Source organism: Tessaracoccus pujii (assembly GCF_055326215.1).
Genome location: NZ_JBUZNP010000006.1, coordinates 118,139 through 134,153 on the forward strand (window position 1 = coordinate 118,139; position 16,015 = coordinate 134,153).

15 protein-coding genes are annotated in these 16,015 nt (G+C 69.5%); 6 read left to right on the plus strand and 9 right to left on the minus strand.

Annotated features, from left to right (window positions below; genetic code table 11):
* Positions 1-11 precede the first annotated feature (11 nt).
* Genes ACZK5N_RS10280 through dnaK form a run of 4 tightly spaced genes read right to left on the minus strand, consistent with a single transcriptional unit; the run spans position 12 to position 4,047 of the window.
* A complete protein-coding gene (locus ACZK5N_RS10280; RefSeq protein ID WP_459018730.1) occupies positions 12-437 on the minus strand; it encodes a heat shock protein transcriptional repressor HspR in 426 nt (141 codons plus the stop codon).
* Positions 438-441: 4 nt separating this feature from the next.
* Positions 442-1,593, minus strand: coding sequence for a molecular chaperone DnaJ (gene dnaJ, locus ACZK5N_RS10285; RefSeq protein ID WP_463624886.1), 1,152 nt, complete (start codon positions 1,591-1,593; stop codon positions 442-444).
* 34 nt (positions 1,594-1,627) lie between these two features.
* A complete protein-coding gene (locus ACZK5N_RS10290) occupies positions 1,628-2,161 on the minus strand; it encodes a nucleotide exchange factor GrpE (RefSeq protein ID WP_459020464.1) in 534 nt (177 codons plus the stop codon).
* Positions 2,162-2,193: 32 nt separating this feature from the next.
* On the minus strand, positions 2,194-4,047 hold the full coding sequence (gene dnaK / locus ACZK5N_RS10295) for a molecular chaperone DnaK (protein ID WP_459018728.1): 1,854 nt from the start codon (positions 4,045-4,047) through the stop codon (positions 2,194-2,196).
* 339 nt (positions 4,048-4,386) lie between these two features.
* Between dnaK and ACZK5N_RS10300 the strand changes: the two genes are divergently transcribed.
* The gene (locus ACZK5N_RS10300; protein ID WP_463624887.1) at positions 4,387-5,412 is read left to right on the plus strand and encodes a lactonase family protein; all 1,026 of its coding nucleotides are present in this window, start codon (positions 4,387-4,389) and stop codon (positions 5,410-5,412) included.
* Positions 5,413-5,521: 109 nt separating this feature from the next.
* Here the strand turns inward: ACZK5N_RS10300 and ACZK5N_RS10305 are convergent, their stop codons facing one another.
* Genes ACZK5N_RS10305 through mptB form a run of 5 tightly spaced genes read right to left on the minus strand, consistent with a single transcriptional unit; the run spans position 5,522 to position 11,452 of the window.
* Positions 5,522-6,562, minus strand: coding sequence for a glutathione synthetase (locus ACZK5N_RS10305; RefSeq protein ID WP_459018726.1), 1,041 nt, complete (start codon positions 6,560-6,562; stop codon positions 5,522-5,524).
* Entirely contained in the window at positions 6,559-7,731 is a 1,173-nt protein-coding gene (locus ACZK5N_RS10310) for a peptidase MATCAP family protein (RefSeq protein WP_463624888.1), read from the minus strand. Before ACZK5N_RS10310 ends, ACZK5N_RS10305 begins: the two co-directional genes overlap by 4 nt.
* Positions 7,728-8,489 (minus strand): N-formylglutamate amidohydrolase, encoded by a 762-nt coding sequence (locus ACZK5N_RS10315; protein WP_459018724.1) that lies wholly within the window; start codon positions 8,487-8,489, stop codon positions 7,728-7,730. Before ACZK5N_RS10315 ends, ACZK5N_RS10310 begins: the two co-directional genes overlap by 4 nt.
* Before the next feature lie 38 nt (positions 8,490-8,527).
* The gene (thrC, locus tag ACZK5N_RS10320; RefSeq protein ID WP_463624889.1) at positions 8,528-9,955 is read right to left on the minus strand and encodes a threonine synthase; all 1,428 of its coding nucleotides are present in this window, start codon (positions 9,953-9,955) and stop codon (positions 8,528-8,530) included.
* A 57-nt stretch (positions 9,956-10,012) separates the two neighbouring features.
* Positions 10,013-11,452 carry a polyprenol phosphomannose-dependent alpha 1,6 mannosyltransferase MptB gene (gene mptB, locus ACZK5N_RS10325; RefSeq protein ID WP_463624890.1) on the minus strand — a complete coding sequence of 480 codons (1,440 nt, stop codon included), beginning with the start codon at positions 11,450-11,452 and terminating at the stop codon, positions 10,013-10,015.
* A 97-nt stretch (positions 11,453-11,549) separates the two neighbouring features.
* Here mptB and ACZK5N_RS10330 point away from each other — a divergent pair, with 97 nt between their 5' ends.
* The 5 genes from ACZK5N_RS10330 to ACZK5N_RS10350 are packed head-to-tail and all read left to right on the plus strand — an operon-like array spanning position 11,550 to position 15,969.
* Positions 11,550-11,927: a VOC family protein gene (locus tag ACZK5N_RS10330; protein WP_459018721.1), complete on the plus strand. Its 378-nt coding sequence runs from the start codon at positions 11,550-11,552 to the stop codon at positions 11,925-11,927.
* Positions 11,924-13,285 carry an NAD(P)/FAD-dependent oxidoreductase gene (locus tag ACZK5N_RS10335; protein ID WP_459018720.1) on the plus strand — a complete coding sequence of 454 codons (1,362 nt, stop codon included), beginning with the start codon at positions 11,924-11,926 and terminating at the stop codon, positions 13,283-13,285. Before ACZK5N_RS10330 ends, ACZK5N_RS10335 begins: the two co-directional genes overlap by 4 nt.
* Positions 13,282-13,752 (plus strand): DoxX family protein, encoded by a 471-nt coding sequence (locus tag ACZK5N_RS10340; RefSeq protein ID WP_459018719.1) that lies wholly within the window; start codon positions 13,282-13,284, stop codon positions 13,750-13,752. The genes ACZK5N_RS10335 and ACZK5N_RS10340 overlap by 4 nt, the downstream gene beginning before the upstream one ends.
* Before the next feature lie 40 nt (positions 13,753-13,792).
* The gene (locus ACZK5N_RS10345) at positions 13,793-14,518 is read left to right on the plus strand and encodes a response regulator transcription factor (protein ID WP_459018718.1); all 726 of its coding nucleotides are present in this window, start codon (positions 13,793-13,795) and stop codon (positions 14,516-14,518) included.
* Positions 14,515-15,969, plus strand: a complete 1,455-nt coding sequence (locus tag ACZK5N_RS10350; protein WP_459018717.1) for a sensor histidine kinase — start codon at positions 14,515-14,517, stop codon at positions 15,967-15,969. Before ACZK5N_RS10345 ends, ACZK5N_RS10350 begins: the two co-directional genes overlap by 4 nt.
* Positions 15,970-16,015 lie beyond the last annotated feature (46 nt).

Consider the following 16,015-nt stretch of genomic DNA (forward strand, 5'->3'; position numbering starts at 1 on the left):
CTGGGGGACGCCTATCCGGCCACCGAGGGCGGCAGCGCGAGGCGGCGGACCGGGCGGGACCGGCCGGCGTGGACGGCGCCCGAGGACTCGGCGGTGAAGATGCGCATCGCCGCCTCGTGCGTCTGCAGCCGGCGAATGGTGTCGGTCAGCCGCTCCACCTGATCCCGCAGCCCCTCGACCTCGGCTTCCAGCGCGAGGATGCGCCGGATCCCCTCCAGGTTGATGCCCTCGGTCTGGCTGAGGTGCTGGACGTGGCGGAGCTTGGCCACATCCCTGAGGGAGTACCGCCGGCCCCTGCCTCGAGCGCGCTGCGGCACCACCAGGCCCAGCCTGTCGTAGCCGCGCAACGTCTGCGCGTGCATGTCAGCCAACGAGGCCGCGACGGACACCGGGAAGACGGCCGCGTCGATGTCGAACAGCTGGGGCAGGCTCGTCATGCTCTCACCCGCCGAACAGGGAGGCCCTGGGGTTGGTCTCGTGCGCCTTCTCCGCGTACTCCTGGAGAGCCCGCTTGGCCTCGTCGCTCAGGTCATCGGGCACCTGCACGTTGAGGGTGACCAGGAGGTCTCCCATGGTGCCGTCCGACTTGCGGGCGCCCTTGCCGCGCACCCGCATCGTGCGGCCGTTGGGGGTCGACGGCGGCACCCGAAGCTTCACGTTGGCGCCGCCCAACGTGGGGATGGTGATCTCCGCGCCGAGCGACGCCTCGGCGAACGTGACGGGCACCTCCAGGGTGAGGTTGCTGCCATTGCGTCCGAAGAGCCGGTGAGCCTTGACTTTCACGCTCACGTACAGGTCTCCCGGGGCGCCGCCGTTCTCGCCGGCCGCCCCCTTCCCCTTGAGCCGGATCCGCTGACCGTCGGACACCCCGGCCGGGATGCGCACCTGCATGGTCTTGGTGGAGCGGCCGCGGCCCGATCCCTCGCAGTCCGGGCACGGGTCATCGACGATCAGACCGCGTCCCAGGCACTCTGTGCACGGCTCGCTCATGTGGAACACGCCACCGGCCTGAGTCGACTGCATGCCGGACCCCTCACATCGCGGGCAGACCCGAGGCAGTGAGCCGGCCTTGGCGCCGGTGCCCCGGCACGACGCACACGGCTGATCCGAGATGGTGCGCATCGTCACCGTCGCGCCCTCGACCGCCTGCTCGAAGGTGATGGTCACATCACCCTCGATGTCGGCACCTCGACGTGGGCCGCGCTGTGTCGCCCGACGGGTGGCACCCGTCTGGGTGAACAGCCCACCGAAGATGTCGCCGAATCCGGCGTTGCCCTGGCCGGCCTGGGCGTTGCGGAGGAGGTCCTCGAACCCCGCCGGTCCGCCCTGGCCGGGCCTGGTGAACTTGAAGCCGCCGCCGAACAGGCTTCGTGCCTCGTCGTACTCCTTGCGCTTCTCGGTGTCGCTGAGGATGGCGTTGGCCTCCGACGCCTCCTTGAAGCGGGACAGCGCCGCGTGGTTGTCCGGATTCTGATCCGGGTGGTTGTCCTTGGCGATCTGGCGGAACGCCTTCTTGATCTCATCGGCACTGGCGCTCTTGGAGACGCCGAGGACCTTGTAGTAGTCCTTTTCGAGCCAGTCCTTCGTGCTCATCTGTCGATCATCTCCCTTCTGCCGGTGTCTGTGATCAGGGGTTGGCCACGGCGACGCGCGCGGGCCGGATGACCCTCGAGCCGAGCAGGTAACCCTGCTGCATGACCTGGGAGATGGTCACCACCGAGACCGGCTCGTCGAGAGGCACCGACATGAGCGCCTCGTGCAGGTTCGGATCGAATTCCTCGCCCACCGCCCCGAACATGGTCAGGCCGTGCTTGGCCGCGACCTTCTGCAACTCGTCGGCGATCATCTTGAAGCCGCCCTCGATGTTCTCGTGCTGCCTGGCCAGTTCGATGTGATCCAGCACCGGCATGAGGTCTCCCACGACGGCTTCGATCCCTGACTGACGGGCAAGGTCGCGGTCCCGGTCCACGCGCTTCTTGTAGTTGACGTACTCGGCTGCCACGCGCTGCAGGTCCAGGGTCCTCTCGGCGACGAGCGCCTCGAGTTCTGCCACCCTGCCCGCGCCGGGATCGAGGGTCTGAGCCTCTTCCCGTCGGGCCTCAGCGGCGTCCTGGTCCTGAACGGCCTCGGGTGAGGGCGCCGCCTGGACGCCCTCACCCACAGCCTCGCCGTTCGGTACGAACTGCGAATCGGTCACTTGTTGTCCTTCTCCTCTTCGACGATCTCGGCCTCGACCACGTCGTCCTCACCCTCCTGGGCGGACCCGGTGGAGGACTCGGACTGGGCCGACTCCTCGGCCTGCCTCGCCTGGGCGGCGGCGTAGATGGCCTGGCCCATGGACGCGGCCTTCGTGTTGAGGTCGTCGATCGCGGTCTTCACCACGTCGTTGTCCTCACCCTTGAGTGCCTCCTTGAGCGCCTCGGTGGCCTCCACGACCGGAGCCTTGACGTCCTCACCGATGGTATCGGCGTGCTCGGCCAGAAGCTTCTCGGTGCGGAACACCAGTGCGTCGCCCTCGTTGCGCATGTCGACGGCCTCGCGGCGCTTGCGGTCCTCCTCGGCGTGCGACTCCGCGTCGCGCACCATGCGGTCGATGTCCTCCTTGCCGAGGGCCGAGCCGCCGGTCACGGTCATGGACTGCTCCTTGCCGGTGGCCAGGTCCTTGGCGCCGACGTGCACGATGCCGTTGGCGTCGATGTCGAAAGTCACCTCGATCTGCGGCACCGAGCGGGGCGCCGGCAGGAGGCCGGTCAGCTCGAAGTTGCCCAGGGACTTGTTGTCGCGGGCGAACTCCCGCTCACCCTGGTACACCTGGATCATCACGGCGGGCTGGTTGTCCTCAGCGGTGGTGAACACCTCCGAGCGCTTGATCGGGATGGTGGTGTTGCGCTCGATGATCTTGGTCATCACGCCGCCCTTGGTCTCGATACCGAGGCTCAGCGGGGTGACGTCGAGGAGCAGCACGTCCTTGACCTCGCCCTTGAGCACACCGGCCTGCAGGGACGCGCCCAGGGCCACGACCTCGTCGGGGTTGACGCCCTTGTTGGGCTCCTTGCCGCCGGTGAGTTCCTTGACCAGGTCCACGACGGCGGGCATGCGGGTGGAGCCGCCGACCAGGAGCACAGTGTCGATCTTGTTCACCGAGGTCTTCGCGTCGGAGATGACCGCGTTGAAGGGCGCGCGGCAGCGGTCCAGCAGGTTCTGGGTCATGCGCTGGAACTCGGAGCGGGAGAGCTTCTCGTCCAGGTGCAGCGGGCCCTCGGACGAGGCGGTGATGTAGGGCAGGTTGATGGAGGTCTCGGAGGCCGAGCTCAGCTCGATCTTCGCGCGCTCGGCCGCCTCCTGCAGGCGCTGGCGAGCCATCTTGTCCTTGGCCAGGTCCACGCCGTGCTTGTTCTTGAACTGCGTGGCCAGCCAGTCCACCACCACGGCGTCCCAGTCGTCGCCGCCGAGGCGGTTGTCTCCCTTGGTGGCCTTGACCTCGAACACGCCGCCCTCGATCTCGAGTAGGGACACGTCGAAGGTGCCGCCGCCGAGGTCGAAGACGAGGACGGTCTGCTCAGCGCCGCCCTTGTCCAGGCCGTAGGCCAGCGCGGCCGCGGTGGGCTCGTTGATGATGCGGTCCACGACGAGGCCGGCGATCTCGCCCGCCTCCTTGGTCGCCTGACGCTCGGCGTCGGAGAAGTACGCGGGAACGGTGATGACGGCGTTGGTGACGGACTCCCCGAGGTAGGCCTCGGCGTCGCGCTTCAGCTTCTGCAGCACGAACGCGCTGATCTGCTGGGGGCGGTAGTCCTTGCCGTCGACGGTGGTCTTCCAATCCGTGCCCATGTGGCGCTTGACGGAGCGGATGGTGCGGTCCACGTTGGTGACCGCCTGACGCTTGGCGACCTCGCCGACGAGGACCTCGCCGGAGTTCGAGAACGCCACGACCGACGGGGTGGTGCGGGCACCCTCCGCATTGGGGATGACGGTGGGCTCGCCACCCTCGAGGACGGCGACGACAGAGTTGGTGGTGCCGAGGTCGATGCCTACTGCACGAGCCATGGGGGTTCCTCCTGTGGAGACAAGTCTGGTTTCAGGGCCTTGAGCCGGGTTCACTCAAGTTAACCACATGAGCCCGCCGGGCTCAAGTTCGAGTTGAGCCACCTCCGCTCAACCCCGTTCCCAAAGATGCGAACGCGCTCAGGGTTCTCGCTCAGGCGCACACTCCACGAACCCCCTGGCCTCCCCGGCCTCACCGCCATCCGTCGAATCACGCGGTTTATGTTCGTCCAGCACGGTGGTCGGGCCTCACAGGCCCCCGAGTCCCGCACTGGAGGAACAAAAACCGCGCCTGACTCCTGCCCAGCCCTGGTGATCGAGCCCTGAAGCTAGGCTGGCGGCATGGAACCCCTCCTCGCTCTCGTCGCGAACTCCAAGGACGGCACGATCACCGCGCTGCGGCTCGCCGACGGCGCCTTGACGGAGGTGGCCACCACCGCCGTCGCGCCCGGACTCCCGCTGGCCGTCGACCGTGAGCACGGCCTTGTCTTCGCCGGCACCAGCGACCCGAAGGGAATCACCGTCCTGCGCCTCGCTCCCTCCGGCGCCCTCGAGATCCTCGGCGCGTACCCCGCCAACGGCGCCCCCGTCTACCTGACGCTCAGCTCCGACGGCGGGTTGCTCTTCAGCGCCTCGTACCACGACCACGTCGGCGAGGTGTGGACCGTCGCCGACGACGGTGCCCTCACCCCCGTCGGTGACACGCTGCACCGGCAGAACATGCACAGCGTGCAGGTGAGCTCGGACGACCGCTTCGCGTACTTCGTGTCGCTGCGGGAGGACCTGGTGGCGCAGTTCGCGGTCGGCACCGACGGCGTGCTCACGCCGCTGGACCCGCCCACCGTCGCCGCACCGGAGGGTTCCGGCCCTCGGCACCTCATCTTCGACGCCGCCCAGACCTCGCTCTACGTCAACACCGAGTACTCGGGCGAGGCGCTGCGCTACCTCCGTGACCCGGAGACCGGCCTGCTGGAGGCGGCCGAGGCGGTCACGAACATCCCCACCGACCGGGGATTGTCGCACAGCCGCTTCGGGGCCAAGCCGCGTGAGGAGGACCTCATCTGGTGCGCGGACCTCCGCCTCGCAGAGGGCGGTCGCCGGCTGTACAGCTCCGAACGCACGCGCGGGACGATCACTGCCGTGGACGTGGCGGCGGACGGGACCCTCGGCGCGGCGACGGCGCACTCGGACGTGGTCGCCCAGCCGCGGCACTTCGTCGTGCTGCCCGACGACAGCCTGCTCGTGGCCTCCGAGATCGACAGGGTCGTCGCGCTGTACCGGCCTGACGCCGACGGGGCGCTGACCGAGGTGTCGCGGCACGACGTCGGCCTGGGCGCCAACTGGATCGAGATCCTGCCCCTGCCCTAGCCTCCGACCCGCGTCCTGGCCCTGGGGATGCGCGAGGATCCGGAACCCGCGGCACGCGCCCCCGCCCGAATCTTCCACCCCAGCACGTGTGGGAGTGCGTGACGGCCGCTCAGAGGGTGGCCAGGTTCACGTTGTCCAGGCCCGGGTTGTGGCGGCGGACGTCGAGCTTGCGCTCGAGGTCCTGGATGATCGGGATCGCGAAGTTCTCCTCGTACAGCGCCTGGCAGCTGCCGAGGCCACCGGGGCTGAACACGTTGACCTCCATCAGCTTGTCGCCCACGATGTCGAGCCCCACGAGGAACATCCCGTCGGCCACCAGCTTCGGCCGCACCACGTCGACCAGGCCGAGCATCTCGTCGGTCACCTTCGCCGCCAGGGCCTGGCCTCCGGCAGACATGTTGGAACGAGGATCGGAGCCCCCGGACTTCCGCCGGAACGCGGCGTACTTGCCGTTGACCTGCAGCGGCTGCCCGTTCATGACGAACATGCGCACGTCACCGTTCTTCGCCTCCTCCAGGTACTCCTGGGTCACCACGTAACCGTCGCGGGCGATGGCCTCGATGATCTGGTTGAGGTTGGGGGACTCCTCGGTGTTGACGAGGAACACGCCGCTGCCACCGGAGCCCTGCAGCGGCTTGAGCACCGCCTTCCCGCCGAGGTCGCTCACGAATGCCGCGATCTGGTCCCGGTCTCGCGAGATCAGGGTCCGGGGGCGCACCACCTCAGGGAAATGCTGGAAATAGGCCTTCGACAGCGCGTTGGCCAGGGAACCGGGATCGTTGACCACCAGCACCCCCGTCGACGCGATGAGCTGGCCGAACGCGACACCGGCGTTGTTGGCCCACGCCGCGCCCTGCGCGTCGTCCGCCGGGTCGCTGCGCAGCATGACGACATCGAACTCCGACAGCGACAACCGTTGCTCCACGTCCGGCCGCTGCACGTCCTCCAGGTAGCGCTCCAGGGAGCGGTAGTTCTTTCCCTGCCCGCCTCGCACCCGGCCGCTCAGTGAGCCGTCCGGCTCGTAGGCGAAGTTACCCATGCCCAGAAGCCATGCCTCATGGCCCATGTTCGTGGCGTGCATGGCCAGCCGGGTGGTGGTGTAGGTGGACTTCTCGGTGAGGACGTCGTTGACGACGAAGCCGATCTTCATGAGGAAACTCCTTGGATCAGTGCGATGGGGTCTGTGATGCGGGAGGCCTCGTCGAGCCGCTCGCGGCCGGCCGGGTCGTCGAACCAGCGCGGGAGGAGGACGGGAGGGTGGAGCACACCCCGGCTGGCGAGCTCGTCCACCAACGGTAGATCCACCAGCGAGAACTTGCCGAGGAACAGCGCGTCCAGCACTCCCCCGCCCCGCAGGTGGGCCAGCAGGTCCAGCAGGCCCCGCAGGTAGATCGCGTCCTTGGTGAGCCCGCCGGAGCGGAAGACGCGCATCACCGTCGTGAACGCGCCGCCCGGATGGAAGCCGGCCTCGATGAGGCCCTCCCAGCATTCGCGGAACCTCGCGCCACCCAGCATGCGGTGCACGGTGACGACGCGGCCCGCCAGCTGCCGCATCCGCGAGGCCGTCAACTCGCCGCAGGCCACCTCGGCCAGCACCGCCAAGCCCTCCTGCGTCTCGTCGTACCCCGCGAGCCCGGTGCCCAGCACCTGCAACGGCTGGTGGGAGCCGTTGACGTGGGTGACGAGATGCGTGCCCACCTCGTGCTGGATCAGCGCGACGGCGCGCTCGCCCGCCACCGAGGACTCCGGCCCGATGAGCAGCAGGTTCCCCGACACCATGACGCCCGTGGAATCCGGCCGGATCTCGGCGTGGATGTCCACGTCCGGTTCCAGGGCCCGGTAGTAGTCGATCTCCTCGCGGGCCAGGTCCAGGAACTGCTCCGCGGTCAGGCGGTCCCCGCCCCATGACTGCGGCTCGACGCGTGCCAGGATGGCCTCGGCGGCCGTGAGGAGGTCGCGGTGCACGCCGCCGTACAGCTCGACGCTGAGGTCGCGGAAGTCCGCCGAGTCGCGGGCGCGGAGCATGGCCAGCTGCAGGCCCAGCTCCCGCTGCTTGCTGCGCAGCAGCGCCGCGACCGTCGCGTCCCGGACCGCGCCCACGTCGATCCGCTCCAGGACCGTCTGCAGGACCTCCGGGTCGGTCTCCAGCTCCCGGTACGCGAAGGCCGGCTCGTCGACGCCGCCACCGAGGAACTCGTCCTTGACGTCGTCGGCGTCGACGGGGGTGACGTCGAGGACGAACCGGAAGCTCTGCCCGAGTTGGGAGAGCTGGTGGTCGATCGCCCTGTCGATGACCGCCAGCGGATTGGGCTCGGTCATCGGGACAGCGCCTGCAGGACAGGGTCCATGGTGCGGCCGAGCGCCTCGGCGAGGAACGCGACCCGCGCGTCGTCCGGCTCGCCGGTCCACTCGTCCATGAAGGTCTTCTTGAACTCGATCGCCAGCACGCAGCCGACACCCGGATAGCGTCCGTGCACCCACCAGGCGAGGTTCTGGCCCTTGAACTTGACGTTCTCCCGGATGTCGAACCCCTGCCCCAGCATGGAACCGCGGAATGCCTCCACCACCGGCGAGAAGCGGTCCAGGTCCACGCTGCCGGTGCCGAGGTTGACCTCGGGATTCTCCTCCCAGGGCTCGGCTTCGGCCTCCTCGCCGTGCCGGCGATGGTTGTAGGAGTGCACGTCGTAGATCACGAACGGCCCGCGGGCGGCCACCTCGTCGAGACGCTCGCCCAGCTCGGCGAAGAACCCGTCATAGACCTCGAGCGAGCGGGCCACCACGTCGTCGGGCAGCGGGTCCTCGGACCACATGTGGAGGCCCCAGGCATCCTCGGGGCGGCGGTAGACGGTCTTCTCGCGGACCCGGTTGAGGTCGGTCTCGAACCGGGAGCGGTGCACCAGCACCCGGGCCGGTGCGAGGGAGGCGATCCGGTCCGTGAACGGGTCCTCCTCCCGGAGCCGGTCGTCCTCGCTGAGGATCGACAGCTCGGCGATGTCGGGGCGCAGGTCATGGCCGGCGTGGATCGAGGTGGCGATGAGCTGCCCCGACCAGTCTCCATCGAACTCGTAAGCGTCCATGCCTCAAGTCTTACCCGAGGACGGACCACCTCAAACCCTCAGCGGGAAACCGACCTCTCGGCGATGAGCGCGCGGAGCGCGTCCGCGCTGCACGGGAGGTCGACCACGTGACGCGGCAGGTCCTCGATGCCCTCGAAGCGATGCGGCCGTGGGGGGACCATGCCGGTGGCCTCGACGATGGTGTCGGAGAACTTCACCGGCAGCGCGGTCTCCAGCACGACGATGCGACCCTCGACGCCGGACCCGGCTGCCACGTGCACCGCGTCGGCGGTGTGGGGGTCGATCATCACCGTGTCCGCCTCGTAGACCCGGCGGATCTCCGTGAGCCGGTCCTCATGGGTGGAGGTGCCGGCCACGAACCCGAAGCGGTCCAGCTGACCGGCGAACTCGGGCGCCGCGGCGAGGTCGAACTGACCCTCGGCCAGAGCGTCGACGAACAGCGAGCGCAGGCGTGCGGCGTCGCGGCCGAGCAGGTCGAAGACGAAGCGCTCGAAGTTGGACGCCTTGGAAATGTCCATCGACGGCGACGACGTGGCCAGCGTCTCGGCCGCCCCGCGCACCCGGTAACGGCCCGTGCGGAAGAACTCCTCCAGCACGTTGTTCTCGTTGGTGGCCAGGATGAGCCGGTGGATGGGCAACCCCATCTCGCGGGCGATGTGGCCGGCCGCGATGTTGCCGAAGTTGCCCGACGGTACGGCGAAGCTGATGGGCTCGTCGCCCGGGAGCTGCAGCCAGGCGGCGAAGTAGTACACCACCTGGGCCATCAGGCGGGCCCAGTTGATGGAGTTGACCGCGCCCAGCCGGTAGCGGGCCTTGAACTCCGCGTCGTTGTGGAGTTCCTTGACGAGGTCCTGGCAGTCGTCGAACACCCCGTCGACAGCGATGTTGACGATGGCCGGGTCGTCGATGGAGAACATCTGCGCCTGCTGGAACGGGGTCATCCGGCCGCGAGGTGACAGCATGAACACCCTCACCCCCGGCTTGCCGCGCAGCGCGTACTCGGCGGACGAGCCGGTGTCGCCGCTGGTGGCCCCGACGATGGTGAGGGTTTCGCCCCGCCTGGCCAGCTCGTAGGCGAAGAGCTCGCCGAGCAGCTGCATGGCCATGTCCTTGAACGCAGCCGAGGGTCCGTTGCTGAGGTGCGCAAGCCACAGGCCGTCGCTCAGTCGGGTGACCGGCACGACGGCGGGGTCCAGGAACTTCGTCGGCTCGTAGGCGCGCTCGACGATGCCGCGGAGATCATCCTCCGGGATGTCGTCGACGAACAGCCGCACGATCTCGAACGCGAGAGCCGCGTAGCCCTTCTCGGCGAGGACTGCCCGCCATGCCTCCAGCGTCGCGGGTGACACCCGAGGGTAGGAATCCGGCAGGTAGAGCCCACCGTCGGCGGCTAGCCCCTCGAGGAGGATGTCGCTGAACGGCTTGCCGGGCAGGCCCGAGGAATCCCGGGTGGAGACGTAACGCATGGCGCCATGCTACCGAGCCGGCACCTGGCGTCGCCCAGTCCTGGTCCGGCCCCGGGGTCAGTGCGCCGAGGGAGGCAACGGCGAGACGCGGCGACGGTGCAGGCTCAGCCAGAGCGCGGCAAGTGGCAGCGCAAGAACGGGCATGGCCAGGAACGGCGGCATCATCGTCTGCAGCGCGGGTAGCAGGGTGAAGGCCACCACCAGCACCAGCCAGGCGCGGTGCCACCCGGGCCCGGTCCGCCAGAACACGTACAGGGGCAGGAACCACGTCAGGTACCACGGCTGCAGCGCCGGGGCGAGCACACAGAATGCCCCCAGCACCGCCAACGTGAACACCCAGGGCCGGCCGACGTCGTCGCCGCGGGGTCCCCACCTCACCCAGATGGCCGCCACCGCCGCCACGATGAGCGCCGACGAGAGCACAGTGACCGCCGAATTGGCGGTGTCCTCCGGCATCCCGTAGCGCAGCGCCGCCGCCAGCCAGGACAGCGGCGCGTTGCTCACCGCCTCGACGGGGTTGCCCGCCGTCGGCGCGCCCCACCCGAAACCGAAGCGCAGCGAGGAGGCCACGAAGACGGCCACCGTGATCCCCCCGGGCACCGCGGCCGTCGCCGCAAGCCGCCACCATCCCGCCGCGACACTCCTGCCCCCGGGACGCGCGCCCCACTCCCGGTACCTCACGGCCCACGCCACCGCGACCACGCCCAGCCCGAACAGCGCCGCCGACTGCTTGATGCCCATCGCCAACCCCAGCAGGAGACCGGCGACGACGAGGCCACGCCATCCCCTCCACCCGAGGTCCGTGGCGGCCAGGACCGCCAGCAGCGCCAGCGCCACCATGACGGCGTCGTTGTGCACGCCACCGACCCACTGGAACAGCATGATCGGGTTGAGCAGACCCGCCCAGAGCGCCAGGCCCGGATCGATGTCGAAGCGACGGGCCAGCCGAGGAAGCGCCCAGGCCAGCGCGGCCAGCGCCAGGAGGCTCGGTATCCGCATGGCCACCGTCGTCCAGTACAGATCAGAACCGGTCAGGCGCGACAGGGCCCCGAACAACTCCAACGACAGCGCCGGGTAGACCGCGGTGGTCTTGTGCCAGTGCACCCCGACGAGGAGGCCGGGCAGGCCCGCCTCGCCCAGCGGGGTGGCGTAGGGGTCCAGGCCGCCCGCCACCAGCCATCCCTGCGCGGCGTAGGCGTAGGCGTCGCGGGAGTACATCGGCAGCGCGAACACCATGGGCGCGGCCCACACCGCAGCCGTCAGCAGGGGCCGTCTCCAGTGCGGGCCCAGCTGCCACCAGGCCACCAGGAGGACGCTCAGCGCGGGCAGCGACACGAACGGACGCCACCAGCTGTCGCCGCGCTCCAACAGGCCGGGCGCGTCGGCGAACTGGGCACCGACAAGCACCAACACCGCCATCAGGCCCGCCGTGATCCACCACCAGGGGTGCACGGGACGCCCGTGGGGTGCGGGTCGCAGCCATGCGGGTGGCGTCACGCGGCGGCCCTCCTCGTCGGTCCAAGCCGCACCAGAGTACCCCGGGCGTCGGCGGCGACATCGCGGCCCTGCGGGGGGCGGCGGTTACCCTGGTGGAATGCGACTCGCTATGTGCAGCCTCCACGTGACCGATCCGGACCGTGCCCACCGCTTCTACACCGAGGTGCTCGGCTTCGAGACGCTGCTGGCCATGCCCGAGCATCACGTGTTCGTGGTCAACGGTCGCGGTCAGGACACGGGGCTGCTCCTGGAGCCGAGCGACCACCCCGTCGCGGCCGCCTACATGACCGGTCTGCGGGCGGAGAACATCCCGGCGCTCGTCGTCGGCACGGACGACCTGGACGCAGACGTCGCGCGGCTCACCGAGGCGGGGGTCCGGTTCGTGGGCGATCGGTTCAGCGACGCGTCCGGCTCGTCGATCAACCTCGACGACACCGTGGGCAACATCATCCAACTCCATGAGGCGGCAGCATGAGCAGGCATCGCGTGGTCATCATCGGGTCCGGTTTCGGCGGGCTGTTCGCGGCGAAGGCCCTGAAGCGGGCGGATGTGGACGTGATCCTCATCGCCAGGACCACCCACCACCTGTTCCAGCCGCTGCTGTACCAGGTGGCCACCGGTGTGCTGTCGGAGGGCGAGATCGCCCCCGCCACCCGCGAGATCCTCCGGCGCCAGACCAACGCGCAGGTCCTCCTCGGCCTCGTCGAGGACATCGACCTGACCAACCGGGTGGTCAAGTGGCGCTTCCACAACGAATACAGCGAGACCCCCTACGACTCGCTCATCGTCGCGGCGGGCGCTGGTCAGTCCTACTTCGGCAACGACCAGTTCGCCACCTTCGCGCCCGGCATGAAGTCCATCGACGACGCCCTCGAACTGCGGGCGCGCATCTTCAGCGCCTTCGAGATCGCCGAGTTCACCCAGGACGAGGAGGAGCGACGGCGGATGCTGACGTTCGCCGTCGTCGGCGCCGGGCCCACCGGTGTGGAGATGGCCGGCCAGATCCGGGAGTTGGCCACGTCCACGCTGCGCCATGAGTTCCGCACCATCGACCCCACCACCGCACGGGTCATCCTCGTCGACGGCGCCGGACAGGTGCTACCGCCGTTCGGACCCGAGCTGGGCGCCAAGACGCAGAAGACGCTCGAGCGCCTCGGCGTGGAGGTCAAGCTCAACGCCCTGGTCACCGGGGTGGACGAGAACGGACTCACCCTCAAACACCAGGACGGCACGGTGGAGCGCATCGAGTCGTTCGCGAAGGTCTGGGCGGCCGGTGTCCAGGGCAACGACCTGGGGCGCACCCTCGCTGAGCAGTCGGGCGCCGAGTTGGACCGCGCTGGCCGCGTCGTCGTGGCCGAGGACCTCAGCCTGCCCGGTCACCCGGAGGTGTTCGTCGTGGGCGACCTCATGTCGGTGCCCGGCGTGCCGGGGGTCGCCCAGGGTGCCATCCAGGGAGCCCGGCACGCGGCGGCGGCGATCCGCGCACGCATCGAGCACACCGGGGCTCCCGGGGCCTTCACCTACAAGGACAAGGGCTCCATGGCCACCATCTCCAAGTTCGAGGCCGTGGCGAAGATCAGGTCCATCAAGCTCAGCGGGTTCGTCGCCTGGGCGGCATGGCTGTTCCTGCACATCCTCTACATCGCCGGCTTCAAGCAGCGGGTCACCACCCTGCTGAGCTGGGCCATCACCTTCGTCACCAACGGACGGTCCCAGCGCGTGGTCACGAACCAGCAGATGGTGGGACGTCTGGCGCTGGAGCACCTGGGGGCAGGGAGTTCTGGCAGGCTGATCCGAGGTCGAGCCGAGGAATTGAAGCCGAGGAAGCAATGAGAGAGTTCAAGCGCGTGATGCGCGACATCGCCCTGCTTGTGGCGCGCATCGTCGCAGGGGTCACCCTGGTGGCCCACGGGTGGCACCGCTGGCAGGAGACCGGCCTGGATGTGCAGGTGGCGCTGGTCGAGGCCACAGGCCTGCCCAACGCCGCCGCGCTGGTGGTCGCCACGGTCGCGTTCGAGCTGATCGGCGGCGTGCTCCTGGTCTTCGGGCTGGCCACGCCCCTGGTGGGGCTCGGCATGGCGGTCCTCAATGTGGCGATCATCGTCACCACCAAGGCGGACGGCGCCTTCTACGCACACCTGGGAGGGTGGGAGTACAACGCCATCCAGGCGGCGCTGGGCCTGATGTTCCTGGTCTACGGCTCGGGCCGTGCGGGCCTGGACAACCTGTTCGTCCGCCCCAAGGACGAGCACGACTCGCTCATCGCCGAGTCTCCGCAGGCACAGACTTCTCACAGCTGACGCACAGCGAGCCGGTGGCCGAAGGTGCCAGAGTAGGGCCATGCCACTCACCGATCCCCTGACGCGCCCGGACGGCACCCCCATCCGGATCCTCACCGTCGACGACGAGCCGAGCCTCATCGAGCTGCTCTCGATGGCCATGCGCTACGAGGGCTGGGACGTGCACACCGCCACCACCGGAAGCGACGCCGTGCGGGTCGCGCGCGAGGCGCAGCCGGACGCCCTGGTGCTGGACATGATGCTTCCGGACTTCGACGGGCTCGAAGTGATGCGCCGCATCCGCACGGAGCAGCCGGACGTGCCGGTGATCTTCCTCACGGCCCGCGACGGCGTGTCGGACCGGGTGGCCGGGCTCACCGCCGGCGGCGACGACTACGTCACCAAGCCCTTCTCGCTGGAAGAGGTGATCGCGCGGCTCAGGGGCCTGCTGCGGCGCAGCGGCGCCACCAGCGTGCGGCCCGACACCCAGCTCGTCGTCGGGGACCTCGTCCTGGACGAGGACTCGCACGAGGTGACCCGCGCGGGGGCGCAGATCAAGCTGACCGCCACCGAGTTCGAGCTGTTGCGCTTCCTCATGCGCAATCCCAGGCGCGTGTTGTCGAAGGCCCAGATCCTGGACCGCGTCTGGAACTACGACTTCGGCGGCCAGGCCAACGTCGTCGAGCTCTACATCTCCTACCTGCGCAAGAAGATCGACGCGGACCGCGAGCCAATGATCCACACCATGCGCGGCGCCGGCTACGTGCTCCGGCCGGCCGGCGCATGACCCGGGAGCAGCGCCGAGGGTCGCTTGCCTCGCAGCTGCAACCCCGGCTGGTGCTGACGGTCGCCGTGATGGCCATCCTGGTGGCGCTCACCACCGTGCTCGCGCTGCGCACCATCCTGTACAACCAGCTCGACGGCGAACTGGACGCGGCACAGGTGCGGCAGAGCCGCAGCGTCGGTCGCGACGACGGGCCACCCGGCCTGGAGACGCCCGGCATGCGGGTGGGCACCGTGATCGCGGCGGAACTCACCAACGGCACGGCGCTGGGCGGCGTCGTCGGCGACGGCTCCACCAGCGCGTCGATGACTGTGGAGGCCTGGGAGGCCCTGCTGGACGTGCGCGTGGACGGATCGAAGCACACGGTCGCGGTGCCCGGGCTGGGCGACTACCGGGTCCAGGCGCGCGACACCCCCGTCGGCACGGTGGTGGTCGGGCTGCCGGTGGCCGACATCCACAAGACGGTGCTGTGGCTGGCGATGCTGGCGGCGGCCGTCAGTCTGCTGGCCATCTCCGGCACGGCCCTGGTGACGCGGGCGGTGCTGGTGAGCGCCACCAAGCCGCTCGTGGCGCTGACGGACACGGCCGACGAGGTCAGCCGGCTGGAGCTCGAGCGCGGGTCGGTGGCCGTGCCGCGCGTGGAGACCGGGCCGCTGCCGGAGAACAACGAGGTCACGCGCCTCTCCACCGCGTTCAACCAGATGCTGGGGCGGGTGGAGGGGGCGCTGCTGGCGCGCGAGAGCTCCGAGGCGAAGCTGCGGCGGTTCGTCGCCGACGCGTCGCACGAACTGCGGAATCCGTTGGCCGCCATCCGCGGTTACGCGGAGCTTGGCCAGCGCTCGCTGGAGGGGACGCCGCACGCATTGAGCCGGATCGGTGCGGAATCCGAGCGCATGTCGAAGCTCGTCAACGACCTGCTGCTGCTGGCCCGGCTCGACGCGGACGCGTCCGTCGAGCTCAAACCAGTTGACGCCGTCGAGGTGGTCCTCAACGCCGTGAGCGACGCCCAGGCGGCCAGCCGCGACCACCGCTGGGTGCTGGACCTGCCGGAGCAGGCGGTTCAGGTCATGGCGGACCCGGACCAGCTGCACCAGGTGATGGTGAACCTGCTCTCCAACGCCCGGACGCACACGCCGCCGGGGACGACGGTGACCACCGCCGTGTCCGCGCTGCCTGGGGCGCCGTTCGGTGGGCATCCGGCCGGCGCTGGTGTCGCGGTGATCCACGTGATCGATGACGGGCCGGGCATCCCGGTCGACGCGTTGCCTCAGGTGTTCGAGCGCTTCGTGCGGGCCGATGACGCGCGATCGCATTCGGCGGCGCAGTCGACGGGCCTGGGGTTGGCGATCGTCCGCGCCGTCGTCGAGGGGTTCGGGGGGACGGCGTCCGTGGAGTCACGGCCGGGGCGGACGTGTCTCACGGTGACCCTGCCGCTTGCGACGCCCCGCGTCTGACCCGGAGGGGCCACCGCTTGGGCGGCGGATGTGGGAGCGTAGTCGC